Genomic DNA, 17,575 nt, shown 5'->3' with positions numbered 1-17,575 from the left:
TCGATCCGCCGCGTGACTCAGCGTCAGCCACACCAGGTCGGGCATTGTCTCCGCTGTGGTGGTGTACGCAGGTCACCCGGTGGGAAAACTCCCAGGGTCTCGGCTGTTTCCCGGCCGAAATGTCGGCTCCCGGGCTTGACGTTTCGGCTCTGACGGGCGATGCTGCGACCAACGTGGAGCTTGCAGTGAGACTGAAGTGGACAGGTGTATGCCGTTCGGCTACACTGCCCCTTTGCGCTGCCCTTTGACGACCCGCTTCTTTTGGTGCTCTGATGCATGGTCGTCTGGCGTGCGTGTAGTCAGTCCGCCGCGAGCCCTCGGAAGGACATCTGTTGGCAGCCTCGCGCAACGCCTCCGCCGTACCCGCCGGTCCCCGTCGTGTGTCTTTCGCACGAATTCAGGAGCCGCTAGAAGTTCCTGACCTTCTCGCTCTTCAGACCGAGTCCTTCGACTGGTTGCTCGGCAACGAGAAGTGGAAGGGGCGGGTCGAGGCGGCTCGCCAGGCCGGGCGCAAGGACGTTCCGGCCCAGTCGGGCCTCGAAGAGATCTTTGAGGAGATCAGTCCTATCGAGGACTTCTCCGGGACCATGTCCCTGTCGTTCCGCGATCACCGGTTCGAGCCGCCCAAGTACTCAGTCGATGAGTGCAAAGACAAGGACATGACCTACTCCGCCCCGATGTTCGTCACGGCGGAGTTCATCAATAACACCACTGGTGAGATCAAGAGCCAGACCGTGTTCATGGGCGACTTCCCGCTCATGACCGGTAAGGGTACATTCATCATCAACGGCACCGAGCGTGTCGTCGTCTCCCAGCTGGTCCGGTCCCCGGGCGTCTACTTCGACCGCAGTGTCGACAAGACCTCGGACAAGGACCTCTATGGATGCAAGGTGATCCCGTCGCGGGGCGCCTGGCTTGAGTTCGAGATCGACAAGCGCGACAGCGTCGGTGTCCGCATCGACCGCAAGCGCAAGCAGGCCGTCACCGTGCTGCTCAAGGCGCTCGGCTGGACCAGCGACCAGATCCTTGAGCGTTTCGGTCAGTACGAGTCGATGCGCGCGACCCTGGAGAAGGACCACACGGCCGGCCAGGACGACGCTCTGCTCGACATCTACCGCAAGCTGCGCCCGGGCGAGCCCCCGACCAAGGAGTCGGCGCAGACGCTGCTGGAGAACCTGTACTTCAACTCCAAGCGCTACGACCTCGCCAAGGTCGGCCGATACAAGATCAACAAGAAGCTCGGGGTCGACAGCGAGATCACCCAGGGCACGCTCGCCGAAGACGACATCGTCGCCACCATCGAATACATCGTCCGGCTCCACGCCGGCGAGACGGAGATGCCCGGCGCGAACGGTTCGATCGTCGTCGAGACCGACGACATCGACCACTTCGGCAACCGCCGTCTCCGTACGGTGGGCGAGCTCATCCAGAACCAGGTCCGCCTGGGCCTGGCCCGCATGGAGCGCGTCGTCCGCGAGCGGATGACGACCCAGGACGTCGAGGCGATCACGCCGCAGACCCTGATCAACATTCGCCCGGTCGTGGCGTCGATCAAGGAGTTCTTCGGCACCTCCCAGCTGTCCCAGTTCATGGACCAGACCAACCCCCTCGCCGGACTGACGCACAAGCGTCGTCTGTCCGCGCTGGGCCCCGGTGGTCTGTCCCGTGAGCGGGCCGGTTTCGAGGTCCGTGACGTTCACCCGTCGCACTACGGTCGCATGTGCCCGATCGAGACGCCGGAAGGACCGAACATCGGTCTGATCGGCTCGCTGGCCTCCTTCGGCCGGGTCAACTCCTTCGGGTTCGTCGAGACCCCCTACCGCAAGGTCGTCGACGGCCGGGTCACCGACCAGGTCGACTACCTGACCGCGGACGAGGAGGACCGGCACGTCATCGCCCAGGCGAACACGCCCATCGGTTCCGACGGAACGTTCCTCGAGTCGCGCGTGCTCGTCCGCAGGAAGGGCGGGGAGTTCGAATCCCTGCGCGCCACCGAGGTCGACTACATGGACGTCTCGGCACGCCAGATGGTGTCCGTGGCGACCGCGATGATCCCGTTCCTGGAGCACGACGACGCCAACCGTGCGCTCATGGGCTCCAACATGCAGCGCCAGTCGGTGCCGCTGCTCAAGAGCGAGGCGCCGCTGGTCGGCACCGGCATGGAATACCGTGCCGCGACCGACGCCGGCGACGTCATCACCGCCGACAAGGCGGGCGTGGTCGAGGAGGTCTCCGCCGACTACGTCACGGTGATGAACGACGACGGCACCCGTACGACCTACCGGGTCGCCAAGTTCAAGCGCTCCAACCAGGGCACCTGCTTCAACCAGAAGCCGATCGTCGCCGAAGGCGACCGGATCGAGGTGAACCAGGTCGTCGCCGACGGTCCCTGCACCGACGAGGGCGAGATGGCCCTGGGCAAGAACCTCCTCGTGGCGTTCATGCCGTGGGAGGGCCACAACTACGAGGACGCGATCATCCTCTCCCAGCGTCTGGTGCAGGACGACGTCCTGTCCTCGATCCACATCGAGGAGCACGAGGTCGACGCCCGTGACACCAAGCTGGGCCCCGAGGAGATCACCCGGGACATCCCGAACGTCTCCGAGGAGGTCCTGGCCGACCTCGACGAGCGCGGCATCATCCGCATCGGCGCCGAGGTCGTCCCCGGCGACATCCTCGTCGGAAAGGTCACGCCCAAGGGCGAGACCGAGCTGACCCCCGAGGAGCGCCTGCTGCGCGCGATCTTCGGTGAGAAGGCCCGCGAGGTCCGTGACACCTCACTGAAGGTGCCGCACGGCGAGCAGGGCAAGGTCATCGGGGTGCGCGTGTTCAGCCGCGAGGAGGGCGACGAGCTCCCCCCCGGCGTCAACGAGCTGGTCCGCGTCTACGTGGCCCAGAAGCGTAAGATCACCGACGGTGACAAGCTGGCCGGCCGTCACGGCAACAAGGGCGTCATCTCCAAGATCCTCCCGGTCGAGGACATGCCGTTCCTTGAGGACGGCACGGCCGTCGACATCATCCTCAACCCCCTGGGCGTGCCCGGCCGAATGAACGTCGGCCAGGTCCTGGAGACCCACCTCGGGTGGATCGCGGCCAGAGGGTGGGACATCAGCGGCATCCAGGAGGCCTGGGCCGAGCGGCTGCGCGACAAGGGCTTCGCCGAGGTCGAGCCGCACACCAACATGGCCACGCCGGTGTTCGACGGTGCCAACGAGGAAGAGATCATCGGTCTGCTCGACAACACCCTGGTCAACAGGGACGGCGGGCGCATGGTCGGCGCGAACGGAAAGGCCCAGCTGTTCGACGGCCGTTCCGGGGAGCCGTTCCCGCACCCGATCTCGGTCGGTTACATCTACATCCTGAAGCTGCTCCACCTGGTCGACGACAAGATCCACGCTCGTTCGACCGGCCCGTACTCCATGATCACCCAGCAGCCGCTCGGCGGTAAGGCCCAGTTCGGTGGCCAGCGCTTCGGTGAGATGGAGGTCTGGGCGCTGGAGGCGTACGGCGCCGCCTACGCCCTGCAGGAGCTGCTCACCATCAAGTCCGACGACGTCCTCGGCCGCGTGAAGGTCTACGAGGCGATCGTCAAGGGCGAGAACATTCCCGAGCCGGGCATCCCGGAGTCGTTCAAGGTGCTCATCAAGGAAATGCAGTCGCTGTGCCTGAACGTCGAGGTGCTCTCCAGCGACGGCATGTCCATCGAGATGCGCGACACCGACGAGGACGTCTTCCGCGCCGCGGAAGAGCTCGGCATCGACCTGTCCCGGCGTGAGCCGAGCAGTGTCGAAGAGGTCTGATCTAGAAGCTGAGGAGGGGATTACATAGTGCTCGACGTCAACTTCTTCGACGAGCTTCGGATCGGCCTCGCGACCGCCGACGACATCCGCCAGTGGTCGCACGGTGAGGTGAAGAAGCCGGAGACCATCAACTACCGGACGCTCAAGCCCGAGAAGGACGGACTCTTCTGCGAGAAGATCTTCGGTCCGACTCGCGACTGGGAGTGCTACTGCGGTAAGTACAAGCGCGTCCGCTTCAAGGGCATCATCTGTGAGCGCTGTGGCGTCGAGGTGACCCGCGCCAAGGTGCGTCGTGAGCGGATGGGCCACATCGAGCTGGCCGCGCCCGTCACGCACATCTGGTACTTCAAGGGTGTCCCCTCCCGTCTGGGATACCTGCTCGACCTGGCCCCGAAGGACCTTGAGAAGGTCATCTACTTCGCGGCCTACATGATCACGCACGTCGACAAGGAAATGCGCGAGCGTGACCTGCCGTCGCTGGAGGCGAAGATCTCCGTCGAGCGGCAGCACATCGAGCAGCGTCGTGACGCCGACATCGAGGCTCGCCAGCGCAAGCTGGAGAGCGACCTGGCCGAGCTTGAGGCCGCGGGCGCCAAGGGCGACCAGCGCCGCAAGGTCCGGGAGGGCGCCGAGCGTGAGATGCGGCAGCTGCGCGACCGGGCCCAGCGCGAGCTGGACCGGCTGGACGAGGTCTGGAGCCGCTTCAAGAACCTCAAGGTCCAGGACCTTGAGGGCGACGAGCTGCTCTACCGCGAGATGCGCGACCGTTTCGGCCGCTACTTCCGCGGCGGCATGGGCGCCCAGGCGATCCAGGAGCGCCTGACCAACTTCGACCTCGCTCTTGAGGCCGAGAACCTGCGCGAGACGATCCGCAGCGGCAAGGGCCAGAAGAAGGCCCGCGCGCTCAAGCGTCTCAAGGTCGTGTCGGCGTTCCTGAACACCCGCAACTCGCCCAACGGGATGGTCCTCGACTGCATCCCGGTCATCCCGCCGGACCTGCGCCCGATGGTGCAGCTCGACGGTGGCCGGTTCGCGACCTCGGACCTGAACGACCTGTACCGCCGGGTGATCAACCGGAACAACCGCCTCAAGCGACTTCTCGACCTCGGCGCCCCCGAGATCATCGTGAACAACGAGAAGCGGATGCTCCAGGAGGCCGTCGACGCGCTGTTCGACAACGGCCGCCGTGGCCGCCCGGTCACCGGTCCCGGCAACCGCCCCCTGAAGTCCCTCAGCGACATGCTGAAGGGCAAGCAGGGCCGGTTCCGCCAGAACCTGCTGGGCAAGCGAGTCGACTACTCCGGCCGTTCGGTCATCGTCGTCGGCCCGCAGCTGAAGCTGCACCAGTGCGGTCTGCCCAAGCAGATGGCCCTGGAGCTCTTCAAGCCGTTCGTGATGAAGCGTCTGGTCGACCTGAACCACGCGCAGAACATCAAGTCGGCCAAGCGGATGGTCGAGCGTGCCCGGCCGGTCGTGTGGGACGTCCTCGAAGAGGTCATCACCGAGCACCCCGTGCTGCTCAACCGTGCGCCGACCCTGCACCGCCTGGGCATCCAGGCCTTCGAGCCGCAGCTGGTCGAGGGCAAGGCCATCCAGATCCACCCGCTCGTCTGCACCGCGTTCAACGCGGACTTCGACGGTGACCAGATGGCCGTGCACCTGCCGCTGTCGGCCGAGGCGCAGGCCGAGGCCCGCATCCTGATGCTGTCGACGAACAACATCCTCAAGCCGGCCGACGGCAAGCCCGTGACCATGCCCACCCAGGACATGATCATCGGTCTTTACTCGCTGACCACGCTCAAGGACGAGGACGAGAACGGTGTCGGCAGGGGCCGGGTCTTCGGCTCGGTGTCGGAGGCGCTCATGGCCTTCGACCGCCGCGAGCTGGACATCCAGTCGCTGATCCAGATCCGGATGAAGGGAGACGTCCCGCCGCCCCGCGGCTGGTCCGCTCCCGAGGGCTGGGAGGCGGGTGACAGCTACCGCCTGGAGACCACCCTGGGCCGTTGCCTGTTCAACCAGACCCTGCCGGCGAACTACCCGTACGTGAACTCGCAGGTCGGCAAGAAGCAGCTCTCGGTCATCGTGAACGAGCTCGCCGAGAAGTACCCCAAGGTCGAGGTCGCCGCGGCGCTCGACGCCCTCAAGGACGCCGGTTTCTACTGGGCGACCAGGGCCGGTGTGACGATCTCCATCGAGGACGTCATCGCGCCGCCGAACAAGGCCGAGATCATGGAGACGTACGAGCGCAGGGCCGACAAGGTCCAGCGTGAGTACGAGCGCGGTCTGATCACGGACGAGGAGCGTCGTCAGGAGCTCATCGAGATCTGGACGCACGCGACCAGTGACGTGACCGACGACATGCAGAAGGCGTTCCCGAAGACCAACCCGGTCTGGATGATGGTCCAGTCGGGCGCCCGAGGAAACCTGATGCAGGTCCGGCAGATCTCCGGCATCCGTGGCCTGGTGTCCAACACCAAGGGCGAGACGATCCCGCGTCCGATCAAGGCCTCGTTCCGCGAGGGTCTGTCGGTGCTGGAGTACTTCATCTCCACCCACGGTCAGCGGAAGGGTCTGGCGGACACCGCGCTGCGGACCGCCGACTCGGGTTACCTGACCCGTCGTCTGGTGGACGTCGCGCAGGACGTCATCGTCCGCGAGATCGACTGCGGCACCGACCGTGGCGTCCCGCTGCACGTGGCCGACCGCGACGCCCAGGGCAACCTGGTCAAGGCGGAGAACGCCGAGAGCAACGTGCACGGCCGCATCCTCGCCGAGGACGTGGAGGTGGACGGCAAGATCATCGCGCCGATGGGTGTCGACATCAACGACATCCACGTCACCGCGCTGGTCGAGGCCGGGGTGGAGACCGTCAGGACCCGCAGCGCCCTCGTCTGCGAGGCCAAGATCGGTGTCTGCGCCACCTGCTACGGCCGTTCGCTCGCGACCGGCAAGCTCGTGGACGTCGGCGAGGCGGTCGGCATCATCGCCGCCCAGTCGATCGGCGAGCCCGGCACCCAGCTGACGATGCGGACCTTCCACACCGGTGGTGTGGCGGGCGCCGACATCACCCACGGTCTGCCCCGTGTGCAGGAGCTCTTCGAGGCGCGCGTCCCCAAGGGTGTCGCCCCGATCAGCGAGGCCGAGGGCCGGGTCCGCATCGACGAGACCGACAAGACCCGGAAGATCGTGATCGTCCCGGACGATGGTTCCGAGGAGGTCGCGTACCCCGTGTCGATGCGGTCGCGCATGCTCGTCTCCGACGGGCAGCGCGTCACGGTCGGCCAGCAGCTGATCGCGGGTGCGGTCAACCCCAACGAGGTGCTGCGCATCCTCGGCCCCCGGGCCGTGCAGTTGCACCTTGTGGCGGAGGTCCAGCAGGTCTACCGCTCGCAGGGTGTGTCGATCCACGACAAGCACATCGAGATCATCGTGCGGCAGATGCTCAAGCGCGTGAACGTGCTGGAGTCCGGCGACGCCGACATGCTGCCCGGTGAGCTCGTCGAGCGGCCGCGCTTCGAGCGGATCAACCGCGAGTGCGTGGCGGAGGGCGGCACGCCGGCCTCCGGACGTCCGGTGCTGATGGGCATCACCAAGGCCTCGCTCGCCACCGAGTCCTGGCTGTCCGCGGCGTCCTTCCAGGAGACGACCCGAGTGCTCACCGACGCGGCGATCCACGCCAAGTCGGACTCGCTGCTCGGTCTCAAGGAGAACGTCATCATCGGAAAGCTCATCCCGGCCGGTACGGGCATGCCCCAGTACCGCAACATCCGGGTCGAGCCCACCGAGGAGGCGAAGGCCGCCATGTACACCGTCGGAGGCTACGACGGCTCCGCGGCCGACTACACCTTCGGTTCGGGCTCCGGCGAGGCCGTGCCGCTGGAGGAGTACGACTTCGGTCAGTACAACCGCTGAACGGCACGACCGCTGAGCGGTCGCTGACGGCAGAGTGGTCGCAGACGGCGCCCGGTCCCCGAAAGGGGGCCGGGCGCCGTCGCTTTCCCTCCGGTACCGTCGCCTTTCCTGCCCGCCGACCCGATAGTTGGGGATGTGGACCTTTCTTGACCGGAATGTTGCGGTGAAAGCCACACGTTAATGCGGAGAACGGCCGGAGAAGTGCTCCGCGCCGGGTAAACTCGACACGGACCCGGAAGCGGTCGGTCGGAAACCGATCGCGGGAGTCATGACACGAACGCCGACGCCTGGTGAGTGCAGCCGTTTTGACGTGTTGCGTTGGGCTGGGTAGTCTTTCCCTTCGTGCCCATGTCTTCATGGGTCTTCATGCGTGCGCGTCGCCAGGTTCCCGATGAGGGGGCGGCAGAGGCGCCGTGTGGCCTCCTCCACCGGACCGGCCTTAACCGGGATGTGGCGCGAAACTTACGCGACACGCCCGACCGCGTGGGTCGGAGGGGATGAAAGAACCGCAGGTCATGACACCGGCAGCACCTGCAAAATGCACCACATTCGAATTACCGGCTAGCACGAACGGAGACGCGGTGCCCACGATTCAGCAGCTGGTCCGCAAGGGCCGCCAGGACAAGGTCACAAAGACCAAGACTCCGGCGCTCAAGGCCAGCCCTCAGCGACGCGGCACCTGCATGCGCGTTTACACCACGACCCCGAAGAAGCCGAACTCCGCCCTCCGCAAGGTCGCGCGTGTCCGGCTCACCAACGGCATCGAGGTCACGGCCTACATCCCCGGTGTCGGCCACAACCTCCAGGAGCACTCCATCGTGCTCGTCCGTGGTGGTCGTGTGAAGGACCTGCCGGGTGTTCGCTACAAGATCATCCGCGGCTCGCTCGACACCCAGGGTGTCCGTAACCGCAAGCAGGCCCGTAGCCGTTACGGCGCGAAGAAGGAGAAGTAAGAATGCCTCGCAAGGGTTCTCCTGGCCGTCGTCAGCTCATGGCTGACCCGGTTCACAACTCGCCCCTGGTCACCGCGCTCATCAACAAGGTGCTCCTGGACGGCAAGCGATCCATCGCCCAGTCCATCGTGTACGGCGCCCTCGAAGGCGCCAAGGAGAAGACCGGCAACGACCCGGTCGTCACCCTGAAGCGCGCGCTGGACAACGTCAAGCCCACCCTTGAGGTCCGCAGCCGCCGTGTCGGTGGCGCGACCTACCAGGTCCCGGTCGAGGTGCGCGCGACGCGCAGCACCACCCTGGCCCTGCGCTGGCTGGTGCAGTACTCCCGCGCCCGCCGCGAGAAGACCATGACCGAGCGCCTCATGAACGAACTGCTCGACGCAAGCAACGGCCTCGGCGCAAGCGTCAAGAAGCGCGAGGACACCCACAAGATGGCCGAGTCCAACAAGGCCTTCGCCCACTACCGCTGGTAACAGCGGGTTCGACGAGACGACGAGGACGCGAGAGAAGTGGCCACCACGACCGCTCTTGACCTGGCCAAGGTCCGTAACATCGGGATCATGGCCCACATCGACGCGGGCAAGACCACGACGACCGAACGCATCCTGTTCTACACCGGTATCAACTACAAGATCGGTGAGGTCCACGAGGGCGCAGCCACGATGGACTGGATGGAGCAGGAGCAGGAGCGTGGTATCACCATCACCTCCGCTGCCACGACCTGCGAATGGCTCGGCCACACGATCAACATCATCGACACGCCGGGCCACGTGGACTTCACGATCGAGGTGGAGCGCTCGCTCCGCGTCCTCGACGGTGCCGTCGCCGTGTTCGACGGCGTCGCCGGTGTCGAGCCGCAGTCCGAGACGGTCTGGCGTCAGGCCGACCGCTACGAAGTGCCCCGGATCTGCTTCGTCAACAAGCTGGACCGGGTCGGCGCGGAGTTCCACCGCTGCGTCGACATGATGATCAGCCGCTTGAACGCGACCCCCGCGGTGCTTCAGCTTCCCTGGGGCGTCGAGGCCGACTTCAAGGGCGTCATCGACCTGGTCAGGATGAAGGGCCTGTACTGGGGCACCGAGACGGCCAAGGGCGAGATGTACGAGACCGTGGACATCCCGGAGGAGTACTCCGAGGCTGCCCGCGAGTGGCGTGACAAGCTGGTCGAGACGGTCGCCGAGAACGACGACGAGCTCATGGAGCTCTTCTTGGAGGGCGTCGAGCCCACCGAGGAGCAGCTGGTCGCGGCCATTCGCCGCGCGACGCTGGCCAGCGCCATCAACCCGGTCCTGACCGGCACCGCGTTCAAGAACAAGGGCATTCAGCCCCTGCTCGACGCGATCGTCGCCTACCTTCCCGCCCCGATCGACATCCCGGCCTTCAAGGGCCACGCGGTCGGCAAGGAAGACGAGGTCATCGAGCGTCACGCCGACGTGAGCGAGCCGTTCTCCGCGCTCGCCTTCAAGATCATGAGCGACCAGCACCTGGGCCGTCTCACCTACATCCGCATCTACTCGGGCACGCTCGAGACCGGCACCGCCGTGATCAACTCGGTGAAGGGCCGCAAGGAGCGGATCGGCAAGATCTACCAGATGCACGCCAACAAGCGCGAAGAGCGCGCGTCGGCCGTGGCCGGTCAGATCGTCGCCGTGATGGGTCTGAAGGACACCACCACCGGTGACACCCTGTCGGACCCGGCTCACCCCGTGGTCCTGGAGTCGATGAACTTCCCGGCGCCGGTCATCAGCGTCGCCATCGAGCCCAAGACCAAGGGTGACCAGGAGAAGCTGGGCACCGCGATCCAGCGTCTGGCCGAGGAGGACCCGTCCTTCCAGGTCCGTCGTGACGACGAGACCGGGCAGACGGTCATCTGGGGCATGGGCGAACTCCACCTGGAGATCCTCGTCGACCGGATGCGCCGCGAGTTCAAGGTCGAGGCCAACATCGGCCGGCCTCAGGTGGCCTACCGGGAGACCATCCGCCGCAAGGTGGAGAAGGTCGACTACGTCCACAAGAAGCAGACCGGTGGTTCCGGCCAGTTCGCCAAGGTCATCATCGACATTGAGCCGCTGGGCGAGGGCAACGACGGTTACGAGTTCTCGAACAAGGTCTCCGGTGGCCGCATCCCGAGGGAGTACATCCCCTCGGTCGACGCGGGCGCCCAGGAGGCGGCCGAGTTCGGTGTTCTCGCCGGATACCCCATGGTCGGGGTCAAGGTCACCCTGCAGGACGGTGCCTACCACGAGGTGGACTCGTCCGAAATGGCCTTCAAGATCGCTGGCTCGATGGCCTTCAAGGAGGCCGCGCGCAAGGCGGACGCCGTAATCCTGGAGCCGATGATGGCCGTTGAGGTCACCACGCCCGAGGACTACATGGGTGATGTCATCGGTGACCTCAACGGTCGCCGCGGGCAGATCCAGGCGATGGACGAGCGCTCCGGCGCCCGGATCATCAAGGCGCTCGTGCCGCTCTCTGAGATGTTCGGCTACGTGGGAGACCTCCGTAGCAAGACGCAGGGACGCGCGAGCTACAGCATGCAATTCGACTCCTACGCCGAAGTGCCCGCGCACATCGCCAAGGAGATCGTCGCGAAGGTGCGGGGCGAGTAAGTCCAGCACCATTCCGGGTGCGGGTAACGAGGAGATCGTCATCCCGCCACCGGAGGGGTGCGGGGCGAGTAAGTCCAGCACCATTCCGGGTGCGGGTAACGAGGAGATCGTCACCCCGCCACCGGAGGGGTGCGGGGCGAGCAGGCCCCAGCGCTGTTCCGGGTGCGGGTGGCGAGGAGATCGTCGCCCCGCCACCGGAGGGGTGCGGGGCGAGAGCTTTCTCGCCGGCCGGTTCCGAGAGGGACCGGCCTCCCCAATCCCGAATATGAAGACGCAAGTCACGTCAGAATCTCTAAGGAGAGAGCAGTGGCCAAGGCCAAGTTCGAGCGGACCAAGCCGCACGTAAACATCGGCACCATTGGGCACATCGACCACGGCAAGACCACTCTGACCGCGGCGATCACCAAGGTGCTCCACGAGCGTTTCCCGAACCTCAACGAGGCGACCCCGTTCGACAAGATCGACAAGGCGCCCGAGGAGAAGGCTCGTGGTATCACGATCTCCATCGCGCACGTCGAGTACCAGACCGAGAAGCGCCACTATGCCCACGTGGACTGCCCCGGTCACGCCGACTACGTGAAGAACATGATCACCGGTGCGGCTCAGATGGACGGCGCGATCCTCGTGGTCGCCGCCACCGACGGTCCGATGCCGCAGACGAAGGAGCACGTCCTCCTGGCCCGCCAGGTCGGCGTCCCCTACATCGTCGTCGCCCTCAACAAGTCCGACATGGTGGACGACGAGGAGATCCTGGAGCTCGTCGAGCTCGAGGTCCGCGAGCTTCTCTCGGCTCAGGAGTTCCCCGGCGACGACCTGCCGGTCGTCCGCGTCTCGGCGCTGAAGGCGCTTGAGGGCGACACCAAGTGGGGCGACTCGATCATCGAGCTCATGACCGCCGTGGACGAGAACGTCCCCGAGCCGACTCGTGAGACCGAGAAGCCGTTCCTCATGCCGATCGAGGACGTCTTCTCGATCACCGGTCGCGGTACGGTCGTCACCGGCCGTATCGAGCGCGGTATCGTCAAGGTCAACGAGACCGTCGACATCATCGGCATCAAGGAGACCAAGACCACCACCACGGTCACCGGTGTCGAGATGTTCCGCAAGCTCCTCGACGAGGGCCAGGCGGGCGACAACGTCGGTCTGCTCCTGCGCGGCATCAAGCGCGAGGACGTCGAGCGCGGCCAGTGCATCATCAAGCCGGGCACGACCACCCCGCACACCGAGTTCGAGGCCCAGGTCTACATCCTGAGCAAGGACGAGGGCGGCCGCCACACCCCGTTCTTCAACAACTACCGCCCGCAGTTCTACTTCCGTACGACCGACGTGACCGGCGTGGTGAACCTCCCCGAGGGCACCGAGATGGTCATGCCCGGCGACAACACGGAGATGAGCGTCGCGCTGATCCAGCCCATCGCGATGGAGGACGGTCTCAAGTTCGCCATCCGTGAGGGTGGCCGCACCGTCGGTGCGGGTCGAGTGACCAAGATCATCAAGTAGTACGATCGCGGAGTGGCGGTCGGCCCTCGAGACAGGGCCGACCGCCTCACCACGAGGGGACCGCGTCGCAGGGCGCGAACCCCGGCAGGACCCCACGAACCGTGATCTCGCAGTTGGTTCGGCCGAAGGATGACCGAACTCACTGCCAGATCACGGAAGAAAGCGCGGACTCACAGCGTCTGCTACGTGGGGCATGTGCGGAGACGCCGCCCCAGGGCGAGACGTGCTCCGGCACGACGTGGCGGGACCGTCCAGACGGGCCGGCCATGACACAGCGGCAACAGGCCGCACGTAACTTTTTCAGACGACAGTGAAGGACACCGAGGCCATTATGGCGGGACAGAAGATCCGCATTCGGCTCAAGGCCTATGACCACGAGGTCATCGACGTCTCGGCCAAGAAGATCGTCGAGACGGTGACAAGGACTGGCGCCAAGGTCGCGGGCCCGGTGCCGCTGCCGACCGAGAAGAACGTGTACTGCGTCATCCGCTCGCCGCACAAGTACAAGGACAGCCGCGAGCACTTTGAGATGCGCACGCACAAGCGGCTGATTGACATCATCGACCCGACGCCGAAGACGGTCGACTCGCTCATGCGACTCGACCTTCCCGCCGGCGTTGACATCTCGATCAAGCTCTGAGGGAACGCACTGACATGGCTAACAAGATCAAGGGCGTCCTGGGCAAGAAGCTCGGCATGACCCAGGTCTTCGACGCGGACAACCGGATGGTCCCGGTGACCGTCGTCGAGGCTGGCCCGTGCGTCGTGACCCGCGTCCGCACCGCCGAGAAGGACGGCTACACCGCCGTTCAGCTGGGCTTCGGCCAGGTCGACCCGCGGAAGGTCAACAAGCCGCTCGGCGACTACCTGCGCAAGCACGACATCACCCCGCGCCGTTACTTCGCGGAGATCCGCACCGACGACGCGAGCGACTACACCCTGGGCCAGGAGCTCCTCGCCGACACCTTCGAGGCCGGCCAGTTCGTCGACGTGACGGGCAAGAGCAAGGGCAAGGGTTTCGCGGGTGTCATGAAGCGCCACGGCTTCAAGGGTCTGGGCGCCTCGCACGGTACGCAGCGCAAGCACCGCTCGCCCGGTTCCATCGGTGGCTGCGCCACCCCCGGCCGCGTCTTCAAGGGCGTGCGCATGGCGGGCCGGATGGGCAACGTCCGCACGACCGTCCAGAGCCTCAAGGTTCACGCCGTGGACGCCGAGAAGGGCCTCATCCTGATCAAGGGTGCGATCCCCGGCGCCAACGGCAGCCTGGTCCTGGTCCGCACCGCCGCCAAGAAGGGGGCTGCCAAGTGAGCACCATTGACGTCCTCGACGTACGCGGTGAGAAGGCCGGCACCGTCGACCTGCCGGAGGACATCTTCGGTACGAAGGTCAACATCCCGCTGATCCACCAGGTCGTCGTGGCCCAGCTCGCCGCTCGCCGGCAGGGCACCCACAAGGCGAAGACCCGCGGTGAGGTCCGAGGCGGCGGCAAGAAGCCGTACCGCCAGAAGGGCACCGGCCGCGCCCGCCAGGGTTCGACCCGCGCCCCGCAGTTCACCGGTGGTGGCACCGTCCACGGCCCGGTTCCGCGGGACTACTCGCAGAAGACTCCCAAGAAGATGAAGGCCGCCGCCCTGCGCGGGGCCCTGTCCGACCGGGCGACCGGCGGCCGCGTTCACGTGGTCAGCGGTCTGGTCGAGGGGGAGACCCCGAAGACCAAGGCGGCTCTTGAGTCGCTTCGCAGGCTCACCAAGGCCCGCAGCGTCCTGGTCGTCGTCGACGAGGGTGACGAGCTCAGCTGGCTGAGCCTGCGCAACGCTCCCGAGGTCCACCTTCTGGACGCCGGGCAGCTCAACACCTACGACGTGCTCTGCTACGACGACGTCGTCTTCACTCAGGACGCGTACGACCAGACCGTGGCGCGTCTGAGCAAGAGCGGGAAGGAAGACGCCTGATGGAGAAGATCGCCGACCCGCGCGACATCATCATCAAGCCGGTTGTCTCCGAGAAGAGCTACGGCCTGATCGACGAGCACAACAAGTACACGTTCCTGGTGCGGAAGACGGCCAACAAGACGCAGGTCAAGATCGCCGTTGAGAAGATCTTCGGTGTCAAGGTCGCCAGCGTCAACACCATCAACCGCCAGGGCAAGCGCAAGCGGACCAGGTTCGGCTACGGCCAGCGCCCGGCCACCAAGCGAGCCATCGTCAGCCTGGTCGAGGGCGACCGGATTGACATCTTCGGCCAGATCGGCTGACGCGCTCGCTCAGTAAGTACAGGGAGAAAGCCCCTCGCCGTCTGGTGAGGGGCATTCGACCGGATTAACCGACGAAGGATGAACGAAAAAGATGGGCATCCGTAAACTCAAGCCGACGACCCCGGGTCGCCGCGGCGCCAGCGTCTCGGACTTTGCCGAGATCACGCGCAGCACGCCCGAGAAGTCGCTGCTTGCACCCCTGCACAGCAAGGGTGGCCGTAACGTCCACGGCCGAGTCACCACCCGTCACCAGGGTGGTGGCCACAAGCGCGCCTACCGGATCATCGATTTCCGGCGTCACGACAAGGACGGGATCCCGGCCAAGGTCGCTCACATCGAGTACGACCCGAACCGCACGTCCCGCATCGCGCTGCTGCACTACGCCGACGGGGAGAAGCGCTACATCCTCTGCCCGACCGGCCTCAAGCAGGGCGACCACATCGAGAACGGCCCTACGGCCGACATCAAGCCGGGCAACTGCCTCCCGCTGCGCAACATCCCGACCGGTACCTTCATCCACGCGGTGGAGCTCCGTCCGGGCGGTGGCGCCAAGCTGGGCCGGTCCGCCGGCGCGCAGATCCAGCTCCTCGCCAAGGAGGGCCAGTACGCCACGCTGCGTATGCCCTCCGGTGAGATGCGCCAGGTCGATGTTCGCTGCCGGGCCTCGATCGGCCAGGTCGGCAACGCCGAGCAGGCCAACATCAACTGGGGTAAGGCCGGACGCATGCGGTGGAAGGGCAAGCGCCCCACCGTCCGCGGTGTCGCGATGAACCCGGTCGACCACCCGCACGGTGGTGGTGAGGGTAAGACCTCCGGCGGTCGTCACCCCGTCAACCCCAAGGGCAAGCCCGAGGGACGTACCCGTGCGGCGAACAAGGCCAGCGACCGGCTGATCATCCGCCGTCGTACCAAGCGGAAGAAGCGGTAGGAGCAGCCAAAATGCCACGTAGCCTTAAGAAGGGTCCCTTCGTGGACGATCACCTTCAGAAGAAGGTGGATGTCCAGAACGAGAAGGGCACCAAAAACGTCATCAAGACGTGGTCGCGGCGCTCCATGATCGTGCCCGACATGCTCGGTCACACGATCGCCGTTCACGACGGCCGCAAGCACGTCCCGGTGTTCGTCACCGAGTCGATGATCGGCCACAAGCTGGGTGAGTTCGCTCCGACGCGAACCTTCCGCAGCCACGTCAAGGAAGACCGCCGCAGCCGGCGATAAGCGCCTCAGGAAGAGGACGTCGGTCCGAGAACGATCGGAAGCGATCGTCACGGGTGAGACGGACTCGACCAAAACGAAGGGTAAGAGGAGTAAGCGATGGAAGCCAGGGCTCAGGCGCGGTTCGCGCGCCACACGCCCATGAAGGCCCGCCGTGTGGTGGACCTCATTCGCGGGCTGCCCGCTTCGGAGGCGCAGGCCGTGCTGCAGTTCGCTCCCCAGTCGGCGAGCGAGACCGTGTACAAGGTGCTTTCGAGCGCCATTGCCAACGCGGAGCACAATTTCAAGCTCGACCGTGACACGCTCTTCGTGAGCCGTGCCTGGGTCGACGAGGGCCCGACGCTGAAGCGGTTTCGTCCCCGTGCTCAGGGTCGTGCCTATCGGATCAACAAGCGGACCAGCCACATCACCGTGATCGTGGAGTCCCGCGAGCCGAAGGGGAGGACCCGCTAGTGGGCCAGAAGGTTAACCCGCACGGGTTCCGCCTCGGCATCACGACCGACTTCAAGAGCCGGTGGTATGCCGACAAGCTCTACAAGTCGTACGTTGCCGAGGATGTGGCGATCCGCCGCATGCTCAAGAAGGGCATGGAGCGGGCCGGCATCTCCAAGGTGGAGATCGAGCGGACCACCGACCGGGTACAGGTCGACATTCACACCGCCCGTCCGGGCATCGTCATCGGCCGCCGCGGCGCCGAGGCGGACCGGATTCGCGGTGACCTCGAGAAGCTGACCAAGAAGCAGGTCCAGCTGAACATCCTCGAGGTCAAGAACCCTGAGATCGACGCTCAGCTCGTCGCCCAGGGTGTGGCCGAGCAGCTGTCCAGCCGTGTCTCGTTCCGTCGTGCCATGCGCAAGGCGATGCAGTCGGCGATGAAGAGCGGCGCCAAGGGCATCCGGGTGCAGTGCTCCGGCCGTCTCGGCGGCGCCGAGATGTCCCGTTCGGAGTTCTACCGCGAGGGCCGCGTGCCCCTGCACACCCTCCGCGCGGACATCGACTACGGCCTGTACGAGGCTCGCACCACCTTCGGTCGTATCGGCGTGAAGGTGTGGATCTACAAGGGTGAGGCTCCGACCAGCCGCGCCGAGCGCGAGGCGGCCGCCGCCGGTGCTCGCGCGGGCCAGCGCCGTGACCGCGACGACCGTCGTGGCCCCGGTGCCGGTGGCGGCGACCGTCCCCGTCGTGGCGCCGGTGGCGCCCGTCGTGGCGCCGGTGCCGGCCGTGGCGACCGCGCTTCGGGTGGCTCCGCCGCCCCCAGGACCGAGGCGGCCTCGCAGGCTGCCCCCGAGACCGGCCCGGCTGCGCAGCCGGGTGCTGAAGGGAGCTGAC

General features: G+C 66.0%; 14 protein-coding genes. All 14 read left to right on the top strand.

Translation table 11 applies throughout. The annotated features are described in order from the left end of the window. Positions 1–332: 332 nt before the first annotated feature. Complete coding sequence (rpoB, locus tag ABZ664_RS04925; RefSeq protein WP_362503064.1) at positions 333–3,800, top strand: DNA-directed RNA polymerase subunit beta; 3,468 nt, start codon at positions 333–335, stop codon at positions 3,798–3,800. Positions 3,801–3,827: 27 nt separating this feature from the next. After that, positions 3,828–7,715 (top strand): DNA-directed RNA polymerase subunit beta', encoded by a 3,888-nt coding sequence (locus ABZ664_RS04920; RefSeq protein ID WP_362503061.1) that lies wholly within the window; start codon positions 3,828–3,830, stop codon positions 7,713–7,715. Positions 7,716–8,296: 581 nt separating this feature from the next. Then, positions 8,297–8,668, top strand: coding sequence for a 30S ribosomal protein S12 (gene rpsL / locus ABZ664_RS04915; RefSeq protein WP_012887826.1), 372 nt, complete (start codon positions 8,297–8,299; stop codon positions 8,666–8,668). Between the two features lie 2 nt (positions 8,669–8,670). Then, positions 8,671–9,141 carry a 30S ribosomal protein S7 gene (rpsG, locus tag ABZ664_RS04910; RefSeq protein ID WP_350943262.1) on the top strand — a complete coding sequence of 157 codons (471 nt, stop codon included), beginning with the start codon at positions 8,671–8,673 and terminating at the stop codon, positions 9,139–9,141. A 36-nt stretch (positions 9,142–9,177) separates the two neighbouring features. After that, a complete protein-coding gene (gene fusA, locus ABZ664_RS04905; protein WP_362503057.1) occupies positions 9,178–11,277 on the top strand; it encodes an elongation factor G in 2,100 nt (699 codons plus the stop codon). 306 nt (positions 11,278–11,583) lie between these two features. After that, positions 11,584–12,777, top strand: a complete 1,194-nt coding sequence (gene tuf, locus ABZ664_RS04900; protein WP_362503054.1) for an elongation factor Tu — start codon at positions 11,584–11,586, stop codon at positions 12,775–12,777. A 331-nt stretch (positions 12,778–13,108) separates the two neighbouring features. Next, on the top strand, positions 13,109–13,417 hold the full coding sequence (gene rpsJ, locus ABZ664_RS04895) for a 30S ribosomal protein S10 (protein ID WP_030912931.1): 309 nt from the start codon (positions 13,109–13,111) through the stop codon (positions 13,415–13,417). 14 nt (positions 13,418–13,431) lie between these two features. Then, on the top strand, positions 13,432–14,085 hold the full coding sequence (rplC, locus tag ABZ664_RS04890; protein ID WP_329089937.1) for a 50S ribosomal protein L3: 654 nt from the start codon (positions 13,432–13,434) through the stop codon (positions 14,083–14,085). Further along, a complete protein-coding gene (gene rplD, locus ABZ664_RS04885) occupies positions 14,082–14,729 on the top strand; it encodes a 50S ribosomal protein L4 (RefSeq protein ID WP_362503051.1) in 648 nt (215 codons plus the stop codon). Before rplC ends, rplD begins: the two co-directional genes overlap by 4 nt. Beyond that, positions 14,729–15,031, top strand: coding sequence for a 50S ribosomal protein L23 (gene rplW / locus ABZ664_RS04880; protein ID WP_030912923.1), 303 nt, complete (start codon positions 14,729–14,731; stop codon positions 15,029–15,031). Before rplD ends, rplW begins: the two co-directional genes overlap by 1 nt. Before the next feature lie 91 nt (positions 15,032–15,122). Then, positions 15,123–15,959, top strand: coding sequence for a 50S ribosomal protein L2 (gene rplB / locus ABZ664_RS04875; RefSeq protein WP_350943268.1), 837 nt, complete (start codon positions 15,123–15,125; stop codon positions 15,957–15,959). Positions 15,960–15,970: 11 nt separating this feature from the next. Beyond that, positions 15,971–16,249 carry a 30S ribosomal protein S19 gene (rpsS, locus tag ABZ664_RS04870; RefSeq protein ID WP_012887835.1) on the top strand — a complete coding sequence of 93 codons (279 nt, stop codon included), beginning with the start codon at positions 15,971–15,973 and terminating at the stop codon, positions 16,247–16,249. Positions 16,250–16,345: 96 nt separating this feature from the next. Further along, positions 16,346–16,699 (top strand): 50S ribosomal protein L22, encoded by a 354-nt coding sequence (gene rplV, locus ABZ664_RS04865; protein ID WP_030912916.1) that lies wholly within the window; start codon positions 16,346–16,348, stop codon positions 16,697–16,699. Beyond that, complete coding sequence (gene rpsC, locus ABZ664_RS04860) at positions 16,699–17,574, top strand: 30S ribosomal protein S3 (protein ID WP_350943269.1); 876 nt, start codon at positions 16,699–16,701, stop codon at positions 17,572–17,574. The genes rplV and rpsC overlap by 1 nt, the downstream gene beginning before the upstream one ends. Position 17,575 lies beyond the last annotated feature (1 nt).

This window comes from Streptosporangium sp. NPDC006930 (assembly GCF_040635605.1).
In the GTDB taxonomy this organism is placed as follows: domain Bacteria; phylum Actinomycetota; class Actinomycetes; order Streptosporangiales; family Streptosporangiaceae; genus Streptosporangium.
Note: the sequence above shows the minus strand (reverse complement) of the source record. Positions and strands in the feature narration are given on the sequence as shown.